Source organism: Streptomyces triculaminicus (assembly GCF_017349075.1).
In the GTDB taxonomy this organism is placed as follows: domain Bacteria; phylum Actinomycetota; class Actinomycetes; order Streptomycetales; family Streptomycetaceae; genus Streptomyces; species Streptomyces triculaminicus.
In genome coordinates, this window is sequence record NZ_JAFMOF010000001.1 from 1478303 (window position 1) to 1494295 (window position 15993).

A 15993-nucleotide genomic window follows, 5' to 3' on the forward strand; every position below is an offset into this window, starting at 1 on the left:
CGTGTACACCGGGGTTTGAGGTGGTCGGACCTGTGCAATTAGTGGGAGACTGACAGTGAATAAGGTCAGCGAAAGAGACCAGGAGTATCCGGCCTCCGCTCTGGTCGCCGTTCGCAGCAGCACCCGGGTTCCGCTGGATATCGGGCTCGAGGCGCCGGTGGAATCGGAAATCATCACCTTCGAAGGCCTGGCCGACGGGCAGGAGCATCTCGCGATCCGGCTGGGCGACGCCGATTCCGGCGTGCCCCTGGTGCGGCTGCACTCCGAGTGCCTGACCGGCGATGCCCTGGGGTCGCTCCGGTGCGACTGCGGCCCGCAGCTCCGCGAGGCGCTCGCCCGTATCCACGAGCGCGGCGGCTACCTGCTGTATTTGCGTCAAGAAGGACGCGGAATCGGCCTGTACAACAAGCTCGACGCCTATCGTTTGCAGGACGAGGGATACGATACGTACCAGGCGAATATCCGGCTGGGCCGTGGTGCCGATGAGCGGAATTACCTCTCGGCCGCCCAGATGCTGCGTTGTGTGAATGCCGAGGAAATCGACCTGCTCTCCAACAACCCGGACAAGGCCGCGCAGCTCACCGCGCTCGGCATCCGGGTGCGGGACAGCATTTCCACCGGCGCGCACGTGAATCCCAGCAATTACCGGTATCTGGAGGCCAAGGTCTCCGAGACGAACCACGCCATTGATCTTGGAAGGGTGACCCTGTGATCCGCCATCGCGGGCCCATCAGCGGCATCGCCGCGCTGCCCGACACCTACGTGGCCACGGCCGGCTACGACAACCAGGTCATCCTGTGGAACGCCGCGGACAAGCGCCCCCTCGCCCGCAGCCAGCACGACCACCTGGCCAACCAGGTGACGTTCAGCCCCGACGGCAAGTTCCTCGTCACCTCCTCCAGCGACTACACCGCGCGGCTGTGGTCGCTGCCCGACCTCAAGCTCCTCGCCGTCCTCGCGGACCACGAGGACGACGTGGAGATGTCGGTCTTCCACCCCTCGCAGCCCCTGATCGCCACCGCCTCGCGCGACCACAGGGTGCGGGTCTACGGCTTCGACGGCGCCCTGCGCACCACGTTCGAGGGCCACACCGCCGACGTCATCTCCGTCGTCTGGGCCGGTGACGACGAGATCGTCTCCTCCAGCGACGACGGCACCATCAAGCGCTGGTCCCTGGCGTCCGGCTCCATGGTCGCCGACATCGACCTGGGCGGCGTGGAGACCGACACCGTGGCCCTGGCCTCGAACGGCACGGTCTACGCCGGCAACGACGACGGCGAGATCGTCATCGTCACCGCCGACGGCACCAGCACCCGCCCCGCCCACGACGCCGGCATCAAGCGCCTGGTCTACAACGGCGCCCGCGAACTGCTGGTCAGCCTCAGCTACGACCGCACCCTGCGGGTGTGGGACACCGCCGCCGGGCTCGCCCCCGTGGCCTCCTCCTCGCTGCCCAGCGACGTCTGGCCGCGCTCCTGCGCCTTCCTCGACGACACCACGCTCGTCTTCGCCACCTTCGGCTCGTCCTACGCCACGTACCGCATCGAGGACGAGAAGTGGGACCTGCGGGGCGTGGAGCCGACCCAGGGCGCCAACGCCGTCATCACGCACCAGGACACCACCCTGACCATCGGCGACGCCGGCATCCTGTGGCAGGACGGCGCCGAGCGCGCCCGCACCGGCAGCCTGTGCAACTTCCTGACCCCCGTGGGCGACCGCGTCGTCACCGGCGGCCAGATGGGCACCGTCTTCGACGCCTTCACCGGCGACGTCCTCCACCAGCACCGCTCCCCGCTCAACTGCGGCGCGGCGTTCGTCCGCGACGGCCGCCCGCACGTGGTCGTCGGCACGTACACCGGCGAGGGCCTGGTCTTCTCGCTGACCGAGGCGGGCGAGTTCCGCCACGAGGCGACGCTGCCGCTGCACTCCAACGCGGTCAAGGGCGTCGCCGTCGCCGGCGACGTCATCTTCTCCGTGTGCGCCGACGCCGAGGCCGCCTGGTTCTCCACCGGCACGCTCACCGAGGTCGCGCGCGTCCCCGAGGCGCACGACCGCATCGCCAACGGCTGCGTGGGCTTCGCCGACGGCGAGTTCGCGAGCATCAGCCGCGACCTGAAGCTGCGGATCTGGACCGGTACCGAGGCCGAGGTGCTGGACACCCCGCACGACCACTCGATCAAGAGCGTGAGCGCCTCCACGGACGGCCGTTTCATCGCCACCGGCGCCTACAACGGCCTCGTCGCCGTCTACGACCGCGAGGCCGCCGCCTGGACCACCGTGCTGCGCCCCACCACGGCCGGTATCTCGTCCCTGCACTACGACGCCGCCGAGCGCTGCTTCCTCGCCAGCTCCTACGACGGCGACGTCCACCGCATCACCCCGGGGCAGGCGTGAGGACCCAGGAGACGCCCCCGGCCACGCTGACGGCCAACCCCAACACCCTGGACGACCGGGAGGCGATGGGACTTCCCCGTTCCTTCGTCTCCCGGCTCGACCGGGCCGGGCTCGCCGGCGCCCACCGGGCGCTGGCCGGCCTCGGCCCCGACGAGCTGGCGGCCGCCGCCGAGTCGCCCGAGCGGCCGTTCGCCGAGCGCTACGCGGCCGGCACGCTGCTGGCCCTGCTCGGCGACCCCCGCATCCGTCCCCTCGACCCGGCCATGACCGACGTCCCGGCCGGCCGGATCCTCCTCGGCCTCGCCGAGGAGGACGTCGAGGCCGTGACCGCGGCCTGGCGCCACGTCGGCGTCCTGCCCGAGTGGATCGCCAAGGAGACCCCCCGGTACGAGGCGGACATCGCGGCCTTCCGCATCGCCCGCTACCCCGTCACCAACGCCGAGTACCGGCTCTTCGCGGAGGAGACCGGCACCCACTGGCTGCCCACCTCCTGGCAGTTCGGCGCCTACCCGGAGCATCTCGCCAACCACCCGGTGTGGACCGTGCCCCCGCAGGCGGCGGACGCCTACGCCCAGTGGCTCTCCGAGCGCACCGGGCGCGCCTTCCGGCTGCCCACCGAGGCCGAGTGGGAGTACGCGGCCTCCGGCGGCGACGGCCGCGCCTACCCCTGGGGCGAGGAGTTCCGCCCCGAGCTGTCCAACACCGTGGAGCAGGGACCGCTGACCACCACCCCGGTCGGCGTCTACCCCGGCGGCCGGGCCCCCTTCGGCAACGACGACATGGCGGGCAACGTCGAGGAGTACGTCGCCGACGCCTACGGCCCCTACCCCGGCGGCGAGCGGATCGACGACGACCTGCTGGTCGCCGAGGGCCCCTACCGCATCGCCCGCGGCGGCAGCTTCACCCGCTTCGGGGACCTGGCCCGCTGCCGGCGCCGCCACGGCTGGTACCGCAAGCCCATCTACGCCATGGGCTTCCGACTCGCGGAGACACCATGACCCCCACCCCCGGCCCCACCGCCACCCCCCCCGGAGGCCCTCGAGGCGCCCTTCTCCCTCGAGGCGCCCGTCTCCCTCGACGGCCGGACCGGGGCCGGCGCACAGCCCGTGGACGCCGTGGACTACGCGGCCCTGGAGCGGCGCCACCCGGCGTACGGACGCTTCGCCGCCCGCCTGGGGAACACCCCGCTGACCGAGGTGCCCGGCCCGGACGGCGGCGCGACCGTCCTCGCCAAGTGCGAGTGGGAGAACCCCGTCGGCTCCATCAAGGACCGGGTCGCCTACGCCCTGCTGGGCAGCGCCCTGCACCGGCACGGCGACCGCCCGCTCGAGGAACTGCGCGTCCTGGAGTACTCCGGCGGCAACCTCGCCAAGGCCCTGTCCCACCTCTGCGCGGAGCTGGGCGTCACCGCGCGCTTCGTACTGTCCTCGGCCAGCCCGCGCAGCCTCCTGGACGTCCTCGCCGAGCGCGGCGCCCAGGTCGACCTCGTCGACAAGGAGCGCGGCTTCCTCGACGTCGTCCGTACCGCGCTGGACATCGCCGCCGCGGACAGCGGCTGGACGCTGCTCTACCAGCACCGCAACACCGCCAACCTGCTGCTGCAGGAACGCACCACCGGCGCGGAGATCGTCCGGCAGCTGGGCGAACTCCCGGGCGTGCCCCGGGCGGACGCCTGGGTGGCCTCCATCGGCACCGGCGGAACGCTCGTGGGCGTCCTGCGCGCCCTGCGCGGCGCCTTCCCCGGGGTGCGGGCCGTGGGCGTCACCCCCGAGGAGCTGCCCTACGGCAGCGACCGGCCGCCCAACGGGCTGCCGAAGTACGGCGGTTCCGGCGGCATGGGGCACGGCATCCGGCAGCCCTTCGTCACGCTGCACGACGACGAGATCGAGCACCGGACCGTCTCCTACCCCCGCGCCCTCGAGGGCATGGCGGAGTTCCACGACCTCACCGGCGTCCGCATCGGCAGCTCGGCCGCCGCCAACTGGCTGACGGCCAGGGCGGTCGCGGCGACGCTGCCGCCGTCCGCCACGGTCGTCACCGTGCTCCCCGACGCCGGAACGCCCGAGGAGTGGGAGCGGATAGGCAGGGGTGAGTGACATGGCGCATCTGGTGCTCGTCGAGACCACCCCCACCGCCGGCTTCAAGATCGTCCAGGAGGCCGTCGCGCTCGGCCACGAGGTGACCTTCGTCGCCGAGTCCCTGGACCCCTACCTCGCCGCCGAGGGCGGCGAGGAGGCCGTACGGACGCCCACCCGGATCCGTACCGGGATCACCACCGCCGACCCCGGCAGCCTGCGCGAGGAGCTCGAGCGGCTCCACCGCGAACACCCCGTGCACGGTCTGCTCGCCCTCAGCGAGGGCCACCTCCCCGCCATCGCGGAGGCCGCCCACGCCCTCGGCCTGCCGTTCGAGTCGCCGGAGACGACCAAGCGGCTGCGCAACAAGCACGAGGTGCGGCTCCTCCTCGACGACGCCGGGGTGCCCCAGCCCGCGTTCCGCCAGGCGCTGACCGCCGAGGAGGCCGTGGCGGCCGCCGAGGAGCTGGGCTACCCGGTGGTGGTCAAGCCGGCCGACGGCTTCGGCTCCGTCCGCGTCGGCGTGGCCGAGACCGCCGGCGAGGTCGCCGAGCTCGCCGAGGCCGTCCTCGCCACCCGCGTCTACGGCCGCGGCATCACCGGCATCGGCGTGGTGCTGCTGGAGCGCTACGTCCCCGGCCCCGTGGTCAGCTGCGAGATGCTCACCGTCGACGGCGCCCACCACCCGTACGGCTGCGTGGACAAGATGCTCAGCCCGCCGCCCTACCCCGTGGAGCTGGGCGGCTGCTTCCCCGCCGAACTCCCCGACGACGTACGGGACGCGGTCGTGGACGTCTGCGCCCGGGCGCTGGACGCCGCCGGAGTGCGGCGGGGGCACACCCACACCGAGGTGGTGCTGGGCCCCGAAGGGCCGGCGATCATCGAGATCAACGGCCGGCTCATCGGCGGCTACGTGCCCACGATGATGAATCACGTCCTCGGCCGGAACGTCTACCACGACGTCATCGACCTCGCCCTGGGCGGCAGCCCCCGCCCCTCCGCGGCGCACGGCGTGGGCTGCATCCGCGCCCTGACCGCCCCGGCCGCCGGCGTGCTCGCCGGCATCGGCGCCGACGCCGCCCGGCGCGGCCCCGGCGTCGCCGAGGTCATGCTGCACGCCCGCCCCGGCCGGCGGGTGCGGCCCGCCCGGGACAACTTCGACCGGCTCGGCTTCCTCATCACCACGGGCGCCACCGCGCCTGAGGCCCGGGCGGCCGCCGAGGCGGCGCACGACCGGGTGGAGGTGCGCGTGACGCCCGAGCCCGAGGGGCGGGAGCCGGAGGCGCCGGAGGGGGTGGTGGCGTGATGCGCGCCCTGTGTGTCGTCGGCAGCCCCAGCCCGCACTCCCACACCAGGGCGCTGGTGCTGCACATCGCCGCCCTCCTGGAACGGCGCGGCTTCACGGTCACCCTGGCCGACCTGGCCGAGCGGGAACTCCCGCACAGCCGCCCCGAGCACTACTGGAGCGGCGAGCCCCATCCCGTACCCGCCGCACGCGAGTTCGTGGCGGCGGCGCGCGACTGCGACGCGGTGGTGCTCGGCACGCCCGTGTACCACGCGGGCTACTCGGGGCTGCTGAAGAACGCCCTGGACCTGCTGCCGTACGACGCCTTCGACGGCAAGGCCGTCGGCCTGGCCGCCAACGCCGGCGGGCCGCGCGGCAGCGCCGGCGCCTGCGAGCAACTGCGGCAGGTGGTCAAGGCGCTGGGCGGCTGGCCCGTACCGGCCCAGGTCAGCACGGTCGCCGCCGACTTCGCCCCGGGCGCCGACGAGCGGCCCGCGCTCGACGCGAGCGGCCCCCTCCACGACCGGTGCGCCGGCATGGCCGACCAGCTGGCCGCCTTCACCCGGGCCATGCGCAAGGGCACCGCGGGGACCGAGGGGACCGAGGGGGCCGTCGCGTGAGCGCCGCCCGCGAGCCGGGCCGTACGGCGGCTCGCACGGTCCGCCGCATGCGCGAGGACCTGCGCGTCGTCGTCGAACGCGACCCGGCCGTCCGCAGCCGGGGCGAGGCCCTGCTCGCCCCGCACCTGCCGGCGCTGTGGCTGCACCGGATCGCCTCCGGCCTCTACCGGCGCGGCCACCGGGTGACCGCCAGGGTGCTGTCGCTGATCGGAAGGTTCCTCTCCGGCGGCGTCGACATCCACCCCGGCGCCCAGGTCGGGCGGCGGCTGTTCATCGACCACGGCGCGGCCGTCGTGATCGGCGAGGACGCCGTCATCGGCGACGACGTGACGCTGTACCACCAGGTCACCATCGGCGCCCTGGGCTGGTGGCGGGACCGGCGCAGGCCGCCGGGGGAGCGGCGGCACCCGACGATCGGCGACCGCGTCGTGGTCGGCGCCAACGCCTCCGTCCTGGGGCCCGTGCGCGTCGGCGACGACAGCCTGGTCGGCGCCCACTCCCTGGTCACGAGCGATGTGCCGGCCGGGGGCCGGGTGTGGGCCCCCAAGAGCCACATCCAGCAGAAGGAGAGACCCGTCGTCGTGCCGACGGGAGCCGAAGCGACAACGGAGAAGAGAAGCGCGTGACGAGCAGCAGCACAGACGCCCCCGGCGGCGACGCCGCCGTGGCCCCCGGCTACCGCCGCCTCCTGCGGGAGTCCTTCAGCCGGCGCTACGAGGACGGCGCGGACTCCTGGAGCGAGGAACCCGCCATGCGGCTGCTGGTGCCCCTGCTCACCGACGGGCTCGCGCCGGGCAGCCGCGTGATCGACATCGGCGCGGGCCGCGGCCGGGACGCCGAGGCGCTCCTCGCCGCGGGACACCGGGTCACCGTCGTCGACCTCGTGCGCCTTCCCGACTGGGACGACCTCGCCGAACGCTGGGGCGACCAGGTCGAGTTCGCGGTCGGGAACTTCACCGAACTCGACGGCCACACCGGCTTCGACGCCGCGGTCGACAACGGCGTCCTCCACCACCAGGACCCCGCCGACTACCCCGCGTACCTCGCGGGCGTACGCCGCCGCCTGCGCCCCGGCGGAACGCTGGCCATCAGCCTGTTCACCACCGCCGAGGAGCTCGACGAAGGCGTCCTGAACCGCGCCGACGACGGCCGTCTGTCGCGCTGGTTCAACGAGCGGGAGGCGGCCGAGCTGCTGTCCGGCGCCGGTTTCGCGGTGACGGCGACGCGCCTGGTGCGCAGGGAACTTCCGGGCCTCGCCTATCTGCTGGTGCTGGCCCGGCGTATCGATGTCTGAGGACTGGCACAACGCATGAATGCTTCACCTGACTCACCTGACTCACCTGACTCACCTGGTTCACCTGATGCGCCTGATGCGCCGAAGGGGCGCGGCACCGCCACGTCCGACGCCCCGGCCGCCGCATCCGGAAAGGCCGCGGGCGGCGGGATGTTCGCCTCCCTGCGGGTGCGGAACTACCGCCTCTTCTTCATCGGGCAGTTCCTTTCCAACTCCGGCACCTGGATGCAGTTCGTCGCCCAGGACTGGCTGGTGTTCGACCTGACCGGCAGCACGTTCGCGGTCGGCGTCACCACCGCCCTGCAGTTCCTTCCCGTGCTGCTCTTCGGCCTCTTCGGAGGAGTGGTCGCCGACCGCTACCCCAAGCGCCGGATCCTGCTCACCACCCAGAGCGCGATGGGCGTCTTCGCCGCGCTGCTGGCGGTGCTGACGCTGACCGACGCCGTCACGGTCGCCCACGTCTACGGCTTCGCGTTCCTGCTCGGCCTGATGAACACCTTCACCAATCCCGCGATCCAGACGTTCGTCGTGGAAATGGTCGGCCCGGAGCGGGTGGGCAACGCCGTCAGTCTGGGCGCGGTCAACTTCCAGAGCGCCCGGCTGCTCGGCCCGGCCGCCGCCGGCCCGCTGATCGCGGTGATCGGCAGCGGCTGGGCCTTCGCGGTCAACGCGCTGTCGTACGTCGCCGTGATCGTCTCCCTGCTGGCCGTACGCACCGCCGACCTGCTCCCCTCCCGCCCGCAGCCGCGCGAGAAGGGACAGATCCGGGCCGGCCTGCGCCACGTCCGGGAACACCCCAAGCTGCTGTGGCCCATCCTGCTCGTGGGATTCGTCTGCACCTTCGGCTTCAACTTCCCGACCCTGCTGTCGGGCTTCACCTACAACGTCTTCCACGGCGGCGCGAAGGAATACGGCTGGCTGACCACCGCGGTCGGCGTCGGCGCCCTCGGCGGCGCCCTGCTGTCGGCCCGCCGGCGCAGCGGCCGGCCCTGGCTCCTCGTCGCCACCGCGGCCGGCTTCGGCGCCCTGGAGATGGCGAGCTCGCTGGCCCCCCGGCTGTGGGTGTTCGGCCTCGTGCTGGTGCTCGTCGGCCTGCTCAGCGTCGTCTTCAGCACCATGGCCAATTCGCTGGTGCAACTGGCGACCGACCCCGCGATGCGCGGCCGCGTCATGGGCCTGTACATGCTCGTCTACACGGGCGGCACCCCGATCGGCGGCCCCGTGGTCGGCTGGGTCGTCGAACACTACGGCGCCAGGTCCGGCATCCTCGCCTGCGGCGCGGTGGCGACCCTGGCCGCCGCGGTATTCGCCCTCGCCCTGACGCGCCGCGGCCCGCGCCCCGCCACGCCGTAGGTCAGGAGCGCCGGCCGGGGCGCCGCCCCCAGTGAACCTCCCGCCTGGCAAAGGGCGTTGCGCGCCCGCTCGGCGAAGCCCGTGAAAGGTGCCGTGACCTCGTACTCCCGCCCGATTGTCAGTGGTGGGTGCGACGCTTTCCGTGAAGTCGGCTCACTACGACGGATCTTGGGGATCCCGGCGAGGGATCCCGACGGAGGGGGTGGGACATGGTCTGCGAAGCGTGCGACGGTCCGTACGCCAGGTGGGTCGTCGGCCGGGGCACGGCGCTCTGCGTGCCGTGCGAGCGGGTCGGCGCCGGGCGGCGCAGCCGGGAGCCGGTGCTCGTGGGCGAGGTGCTGGGGGCCACGGCCGACGCGCTGGGGCTCGCGAGCCGTCCGGACCCGGTCGTGCCGGGCCCGTGGGGCGGGGGCGGAGCGGTGTGCCGGGCCTGTGGCGGACGCGCCGCGTGGCATCGCACCGCGGGGGGCCGATGGGTCCTGATCCAGGCGGGCGAATGGCCGGTGGCCGCCGTTCCGGCCGGCAGGCGCTGGCGGATCGCGGGTGACGGCACGGCCGTCCGCCTCGGGGCGGCCGCCGCCCCGTCCGACCGGTGCCGGGTCGGCCATGCCGACGTGTGCCCGGCGCGCCCGGCTCCGTACGACTCGCCGCCGCTGCTCGCGCTGTGGAACCGCAACGCCCGGCGGGCGGCGTTATGAGGGTGGGGTGGTGGCTGCCGGGACCATCGGACCGGCCGGGGGTCAGGCCTGGGCGAGGAGGCGGTCGAGCGCGCGCCGGGTGCGGTCGGGGGCGAGCGGGTCGGCGAAGAGCTGGATGGCCTGGTTCAGCGCCAGGTAGAGGCCGACGAGCTCGTACGCGACCTGCTCGGGGTCGGTGCCGGACGGCAGGTCGCCCGCCGTGACGGCGAGCCGCAGCTCGCCCACGAGCCGGCGCCGCCACAGCCGGTGGAGGCGGGCCACCGCCTCCCGTACGCGGCCGCCGCGGGCGTCGAACTCCACGGAGGCGGTCGTGAAGAGGCAGCCGCCGGGGAAGATCTCGCGTTCGTGCTCCAGGTAGGTGATCCAGGCCTCGCAGACGGCCCGCAGTCGCGGCAGGCCCGGAGTCTCGTGCGCGGCGGGTTGCCAGACCACGCGCAGGAAGACCGCCGACGCCTCGTCGAGCGTGGCGAGCTGGAGGGTCTCCTTGGTGCCGAAGTGGCCGAGGATGCCGGCCTTGCTCATGCCCAGGTCGGTCGCGAGGCGCCCGATCGTCAGCCCCTCCAGCCCTTCGACCGAGGCGATCGCGACGCCGCGTTCGACGATCCGCTCCCGCGTCCTGCGGGCTTCGGCGGCGGACTTGCGTGGGCTCATGCCGTCATCCTAGCCACTCGGCTCCCATTTAGCTTCCGATCGATCGGTTGCTATATTCCCCGGCATCGCCCGCGGCGCACCGCCCGCGCCGCACTCCGCCCTGCCGCCACCGAGCCGAGGAGATCAGCCGTGCCGGGATCCCGTATCACCGCCCTGGGCCACTACCAGCCGTCGCGCGTCCTGACCAACGACGACCTGGCGGGCATGGTCGACACCAGCGACGCATGGATCCGCCGGCGGACCGGCATCGCCACCCGCCGCATCGCCGCCGACACCGAAACGGTCACCGACATGGCGGCCGCCGCCGCGGCCAAGGCCCTCGCCGCGTCCGGCCTGCAACCCCGCGACATCGGTCTGGTCACCGTGGCGACCTGCACAGCCGTCGACCGCTGCCCCTCGACCGCCGCCCAGGTCGCCGGCCGCCTCGGCATCCCCGCCGCCGTGGCCTACGACCTGAACAACGGCTGCGCCGGCTTCTGCACCGCCCTCGCCGCCGCCGACCACTCACTGCGCGCCGGTGCGGCCCGCCACGCCCTGGTCATCGGTGCCGAGAAGATGTCGGCCGTCACCGACTGGAGCGACCGCGGCACCTGCGTCCTGCTGGGCGACGGCGCGGGCGCCGCCGTCATCAGCGTCAGCGGCGACGAGCGGGACGGCGGGAACGCCGGCGAGCGGGACGGCATAGGTCCCGTCGTCTGGGGCTCCGACCCCACACGCTCCGACGCCGTCCGCCTGGCCGGCGACTGGCACCCGCGCTTCGCCCAGGAAGGCCAGACCGTCTTCCGCTGGGCCACCGGTGAACTCCCCGCCATCGCCCGCGAGGCCTGCCGCCGCGCCGGCATCACCCCGGCCGATCTCGCCGGCGTGGTGACCCACCAGGCCAACCTCCGCATCATCGAGGCCCTGACGCGCCACCTCGACCTGCCGGAACACGTCCTGATCGCCAAGGACGTCGTCGACTCCGGCAACACCTCCGCCGCGTCCGTGCCCCTCGCCCTGTCCAAGCTGACCGAGAGCGGCCGACTGCCGCAGGGCGGCCCGGTGCTGCTGCTGGCCTTCGGCGGCGGCCTGTCCTGGGCGGGCCAGGTCGTCACCTGCCCCTGACGAAGCCGGGCACTGATCCCGGCACTGCCCGTGATCTGGCTCGCGATCTGGCTCGCGCGGGGGAGGCGCCGGGTGCGAGGCCGCTGCGAGACTGCCGATGTGCTCACGCTGATACGTCCGCTTTCGCGCGCGGACACCTACCGAGGCTGGCTGTACGCACTGCTCGGCGCGGCCACCGGCCTCCTGACCCTTCCCGTGGCGACGCTCGTCACCGCCGCGACCCCGCGGGACTGGCCGGGGCCGGTGCGCACCACGGTGCTCCTGGCCGCCTGGGCGGCGCTCACGGCGGCCGCCGGCTGCCCGCGTCCCGCCCGCCACGCCTGCGTACGCCTGGCCAACCGCCTGCTCGGCACGGCCCTTCCGGCCCCGGTCGCGGCGGCGGAGCACCCGCGCGTGCCGCACCGGACGCGTACGGCGGCCTGGCTGGTGCTGCACGCGCTGGCCGGATGCGTGACGGCGGCCGTGACGGCCTTCGCCCTGGTGGTAGCCGTCCCCCTGGTCGCCGTCTGGCTGAAGGGCGGCGAGCGGATCACCCTGCTCGTGCCCGTCGACGTGGCCGGCGGGGTGCGCGGGGCGTGGACGCTGCCGGCGGCTGCCGCGCTCCTCGCCCTGGCCTGCTGCACCGCCGCCGCCACGACAGCGCTCCTGCGGCTCCTCGCGCCCACCCTGCTGGGCCACCGCCCCGACGAACGCCTCGCCGCGCTCGAGACGCAGATGCGTCACCTGACGCACCGCAACCGCCTGGCACAGGAGTTGCACGACTCCATCGGTCACACGCTCACGTCCTCCACCATCCAGGCGGCGGTGGCGAGAGAGCTGATGGACACCGACCCGGCCGCCGCCCGCCGCGCCCTGACCGGCCTCGAGGAGGCCTCCAGGGCCGCCATGGACGACCTCGACCACGTCCTCGGCATCCTCCGCCAGGAACGCGCCCCGACCGCCCCGCCGTACGCCCTCGCCGACCTCCCGGCGCTGGTGGACCGCGTCCGGCACACCGGTACGGACGTACGCGCCGACCTCGAGGGCGACCTGGCGGCCGTACCGGCCACCGTCTCCCGCGAGGCGTACCGGATCGTCCAGGAAGGCCTCACCAACGCCCTGCGGCACGGCGACCGGTCCCGGATCGGCCTGCGGGTGACGGTCACGGCGGCCCGCCTGGAGCTGGAGATAGCCAACGCGGTCTCCGGCCGCGCCCGCCTCGCGCGGCGCTCCCGCCACGGGCAGGGCGTCGACGGCGTCGTGGAGCGCGTCCAGCTCCTGCGGGGCGAGGCCTACGCCGGGCCGGACCCCGAGGGCACCGGCTGGCTGCTCACCGCCCGCATCCCCCTACGGTCGGCGGCATGACCGTGACCGTGCTCATCGCCGACGACGAGGAACTCACCCGCACCGGCCTGCGAACCCTTCTCTCGGCCAGAGAGGGCCTGCGCGTCGTCGGCGAGGCCGCCGACGGCGAGCAGGCCCTGGCCCTCGCCGCCGAACTCCGCCCCGACGTCGTGCTGATGGACGTGCGCATGCCCAAAGTCGACGGCATCGAGGCCACCCGCCGCCTGCAGGCAGACTTCCCCGACCCGCCGAAGGTGGTGGTGATCACGACCTTCGAGAACGACGAGTACGTCTACGACGCCCTCCGCGCCGGCGCCGCCGGCTTCGTCCTCAAACGCTCCCCCTCGGAACAGATCGCCCACGCCATCCGCGTCGTCGCCACCACCGACTCCCTCCTCTTCCCCGATGCCGTCCGCAACCTCGCCGCCGCCCGCCCCACCCCGCTCCCCGGCCCCCACGCGGTACCCCGCCCTCACCCACCGGGAACTGGAGATCCTTCGCCTCATGGCGGGCGGCCTGTCCAACCCGGACATCGCCCACGCCCTCGTCGTCAGCCTGGAGACGGTCAAGACCCACGTGAGCAACCTCCTGGCCAAACTCTCCGCCCGCAACCGCACCCAGGCCGTGATCCTCGCCTACGAATACGGCTACGTCACCGCGGGCGGCGGCCACGTCCCGCCCCGGCCGGCCTGAGCCGGCCGCCGGGGCCTGACGACGGGCAAAGGCCGGCGGCCGTATCCGGGGGATTCCCGGATACGGCCGCCGGCGGGCCTGCCTGGACTCCTTACCGGAAGCGGCGGAGGCGGAGGCTGTTGGTGACGACGAAGACGGAGGAGAAGGCCATGGCCGCACCGGCGATCATCGGGTTGAGCAGGCCGGCCGCCGCGAGGGGAAGGGCGGCGATGTTGTAGCCGAAGGCCCAGAAGAGGTTGCCCTTGATGGTGCCGAGGGTGCGGCGGGAGAGCCGGATGGCGTCCGCCGCCACGAGCAGGTCGCCGCGGACGAGGGTGAGGTCGCCGGCCTCGATGGCCGCGTCGGTGCCGGTACCCATGGCCAGGCCGAGGTCGGCGGTGGCCAGGGCTGCCGCGTCGTTGACGCCGTCGCCGACCATGGCGACGGTACGGCCCTCGGCCTGCAGGCGCTTGACGACGTCGACCTTGTCCTGGGGGAGGACTTCGGCGATGACCTCGTCGATGCCCACCTCGCGGGCGACTGCCTCGGCGACGGCCTTGTTGTCACCGGTCAGCAGGACGGGGGTCAGCCCGAGGCGGCGCAGTTCGGCGATGGCGGCGGCGCTGGTGTCCTTGACGGCGTCGGCGACGGTGAGGACGCCGCGGGCCTGGCCGTCCCAGGCCACGGCCACGGCGGTGCGGCCCTCGGCTTCCGCGGCGGCCTTCGCCGCGGCGAGTTCGACCGGCAGTTCGATGACCCTCCCCCAAGGACCTCCGACAAGCTCCGGTCCAGGGGGTGCCCCCATGGCCAGCAGCTTCTCGCGGCCGACGAGGACGGCGTGTCCGTCGACGACGCCCTGGACGCCGAGGCCGGCGATGTTCTCGAAGCTCTCGGGGACGGGCAGGGCGCCGGTGCGCGTGGTGGCGCCGTCGGCGATGGCGCGGGCGATGGGGTGCTCGGAGGCGTGCTCCAGGGCGCCGGCCAGGCGCAGCAGGTCCTGTTCGGTGACGCCGGGGGCGGTGATGACCTCGTGCAGGGCCATCTTGCCGGTGGTGACGGTGCCGGTCTTGTCCAGGACGACGGTGTCGACGCGGCGGGTGGACTCCAGGACCTCGGGGCCCTTGATGAGGATGCCGAGCTGGGCGCCGCGGCCGGTGCCGACCATGAGGGCGGTGGGGGTGGCGAGTCCCAGGGCGCAGGGGCAGGCGATGATCAGTACGGCGACGGCGGCGGTGAAGGCGGCGGTGGCGTCGCCGGTGACCGCGAGCCAGGTGAGCAGGGTGCCGAGGGCGATGAGAAGGACGACGGGGACGAAGACGCCGGAGATGCGGTCGGCCAGGCGCTGGACGGCGGCCTTGCCGTTCTGGGCGTCTTCGACCAGCTTGGCCATGCGGGAGAGCTGGGTGTCCGAGCCGACCCGGGTGGCCTCGACGACCAGACGGCCGGAGACGTTGACGGTGGCGCCGGTGACGGCGTCGCCCACGGTCACGTCGACGGGGACGGACTCGCCGGTGAGCATCGAGGCGTCGACGGCCGAACTGCCCTCGACCACCGTGCCGTCGGTGGCGATCTTCTCGCCGGGCCGTACGACGAACCGGTCGCCGGCCATCAGCTCCGCCACGGGTATGCGGGTTTCGCGCCCGTCGCGCAGCACGGTCACGTCCTTGGCGCCCAGCTCCAGCAGCGCTCGCAGGGCGGCACCGGCCTTGCGCTTGGACTTCGCCTCCAGGTAGCGCCCGGCGAGGATGAAGGCGGTGACGCCGGCGGCGGCCTCCAGGTAGATGGAGGAGGAGCCGTCCGTACGGGAGACGGCGAAGTCGAAGCCGTGGCGCATGCCCGGCATGCCGGCGTGGCCGAAGAACAGGGCCCACAGCGACCAGCCGAGGGCCGCGAGCGTACCGATCGACACCAGCGTGTCCATCGTCGCCGCCCCGTGCCGGGCGTTGGTCCACGCCGCCCGGTGGAACGGCAGCGCGCCCCACACCACCACCGGCGCGGCCAGGGTCAGGGACAGCCACTGCCAGTTGTCGAACTGCAGCGCCGGCACCATCGCCATCAGGACGACCGGCACCGCGAGCACCAGCGAGACCAGCAGCCGCTGCCGCAGGGCGCCGACTTCTCCGCCACCGTGGCCGGGCTCCTGCCCCTGCGGCGTCTCCGCTTCCGCGCGGGCGGTCGCCTTGGGCGGTTCCTGCGCGGTGTAGCCGGTCTTCTCGACGGTGGCGATCAGCTCGGCGACCTCCACACCCGGCCCGTAGGCGACCTTGGCCTTCTCGGTCGCGAAGTTGACCGTCGCCGTGACGCCGTCCATCCGGTTGAGCTTCTTCTCGATGCGCGCCGCGCAGGACGCGCAGGTCATGCCACCGATGGAAAGTTCGACTTCGGAGGCGGCGGGCGCGGCGGTTGTCGGGGCCTTCTCGAGAGCGGTGCTGGTCATACGGAGTCTCCTGGAGGAGGGCCGGAGCTGCGGGCGTCCATATCAGTGGAGCGGCACGATCCGGCGGTACCGGGAACTACGGGAGTA

Annotated in this window: 14 protein-coding genes and 1 pseudogene; 13 read left to right on the plus strand and 2 right to left on the minus strand. The window is 73.6% G+C overall.

What is annotated here, in order from left to right:
* Positions 1–55: 55 nt before the first annotated feature.
* The 10 genes from J1792_RS06875 to J1792_RS06920 all read left to right on the plus strand — a co-directional run bounded on the left by J1792_RS06875 (position 56) and on the right by J1792_RS06920 (position 9719).
* Entirely contained in the window at positions 56–712 is a 657-nt protein-coding gene (locus J1792_RS06875) for a GTP cyclohydrolase II (RefSeq protein ID WP_372446072.1), read from the plus strand.
* A complete protein-coding gene (locus J1792_RS06880; protein WP_207246827.1) occupies positions 709–2394 on the plus strand; it encodes a WD40 repeat domain-containing protein in 1686 nt (561 codons plus the stop codon). The genes J1792_RS06875 and J1792_RS06880 overlap by 4 nt, the downstream gene beginning before the upstream one ends.
* On the plus strand, positions 2391–3392 hold the full coding sequence (locus J1792_RS06885) for a formylglycine-generating enzyme family protein (RefSeq protein WP_307842913.1): 1002 nt from the start codon (positions 2391–2393) through the stop codon (positions 3390–3392). Before J1792_RS06880 ends, J1792_RS06885 begins: the two co-directional genes overlap by 4 nt.
* Before the next feature lie 117 nt (positions 3393–3509).
* On the plus strand, positions 3510–4490 hold the full coding sequence (locus J1792_RS06890; RefSeq protein ID WP_207246828.1) for a pyridoxal-phosphate dependent enzyme: 981 nt from the start codon (positions 3510–3512) through the stop codon (positions 4488–4490).
* A gap of 1 nt (position 4491) precedes the next feature.
* The gene (locus J1792_RS06895) at positions 4492–5775 is read left to right on the plus strand and encodes an ATP-grasp domain-containing protein (RefSeq protein ID WP_207246829.1); all 1284 of its coding nucleotides are present in this window, start codon (positions 4492–4494) and stop codon (positions 5773–5775) included.
* Positions 5775–6374 carry an NADPH-dependent FMN reductase gene (locus J1792_RS06900; protein ID WP_143587714.1) on the plus strand — a complete coding sequence of 200 codons (600 nt, stop codon included), beginning with the start codon at positions 5775–5777 and terminating at the stop codon, positions 6372–6374. Before J1792_RS06895 ends, J1792_RS06900 begins: the two co-directional genes overlap by 1 nt.
* Complete coding sequence (epsC, locus tag J1792_RS06905; RefSeq protein ID WP_242705395.1) at positions 6371–7000, plus strand: serine O-acetyltransferase EpsC; 630 nt, start codon at positions 6371–6373, stop codon at positions 6998–7000. The genes J1792_RS06900 and epsC overlap by 4 nt, the downstream gene beginning before the upstream one ends.
* Positions 6997–7668 carry an SAM-dependent methyltransferase gene (locus J1792_RS06910; RefSeq protein ID WP_207246830.1) on the plus strand — a complete coding sequence of 224 codons (672 nt, stop codon included), beginning with the start codon at positions 6997–6999 and terminating at the stop codon, positions 7666–7668. Before epsC ends, J1792_RS06910 begins: the two co-directional genes overlap by 4 nt.
* A gap of 150 nt (positions 7669–7818) precedes the next feature.
* On the plus strand, positions 7819–9021 hold the full coding sequence (locus J1792_RS06915) for an MFS transporter (RefSeq protein WP_242645460.1): 1203 nt from the start codon (positions 7819–7821) through the stop codon (positions 9019–9021).
* A gap of 209 nt (positions 9022–9230) precedes the next feature.
* The gene (locus J1792_RS06920; protein ID WP_207246832.1) at positions 9231–9719 is read left to right on the plus strand and encodes a DUF6083 domain-containing protein; all 489 of its coding nucleotides are present in this window, start codon (positions 9231–9233) and stop codon (positions 9717–9719) included.
* 42 nt (positions 9720–9761) lie between these two features.
* Here the strand turns inward: J1792_RS06920 and J1792_RS06925 are convergent, their stop codons facing one another.
* On the minus strand, positions 9762–10370 hold the full coding sequence (locus J1792_RS06925) for a TetR/AcrR family transcriptional regulator (RefSeq protein WP_207246833.1): 609 nt from the start codon (positions 10368–10370) through the stop codon (positions 9762–9764).
* Between the two features lie 129 nt (positions 10371–10499).
* Here J1792_RS06925 and J1792_RS06930 point away from each other — a divergent pair, with 129 nt between their 5' ends.
* The 3 genes and pseudogenes from J1792_RS06930 (at position 10500) to J1792_RS06940 (ending at position 13490) form a co-directional block, all read left to right on the plus strand.
* Positions 10500–11474 carry a beta-ketoacyl-ACP synthase III gene (locus J1792_RS06930; protein ID WP_086571543.1) on the plus strand — a complete coding sequence of 325 codons (975 nt, stop codon included), beginning with the start codon at positions 10500–10502 and terminating at the stop codon, positions 11472–11474.
* A gap of 99 nt (positions 11475–11573) precedes the next feature.
* Complete coding sequence (locus tag J1792_RS06935; RefSeq protein ID WP_242705394.1) at positions 11574–12818, plus strand: sensor histidine kinase; 1245 nt, start codon at positions 11574–11576, stop codon at positions 12816–12818.
* Positions 12815–13490, plus strand: a pseudogene (locus J1792_RS06940) (response regulator transcription factor). The gene J1792_RS06935 and the pseudogene J1792_RS06940 overlap by 4 nt, the downstream one beginning before the upstream one ends.
* Positions 13491–13581: 91 nt before the next feature.
* On the opposite strand, the gene J1792_RS06945 reads toward J1792_RS06940, so the two are convergent.
* Complete coding sequence (locus tag J1792_RS06945) at positions 13582–15906, minus strand: heavy metal translocating P-type ATPase (RefSeq protein ID WP_207246834.1); 2325 nt, start codon at positions 15904–15906, stop codon at positions 13582–13584.
* Positions 15907–15993 lie beyond the last annotated feature (87 nt).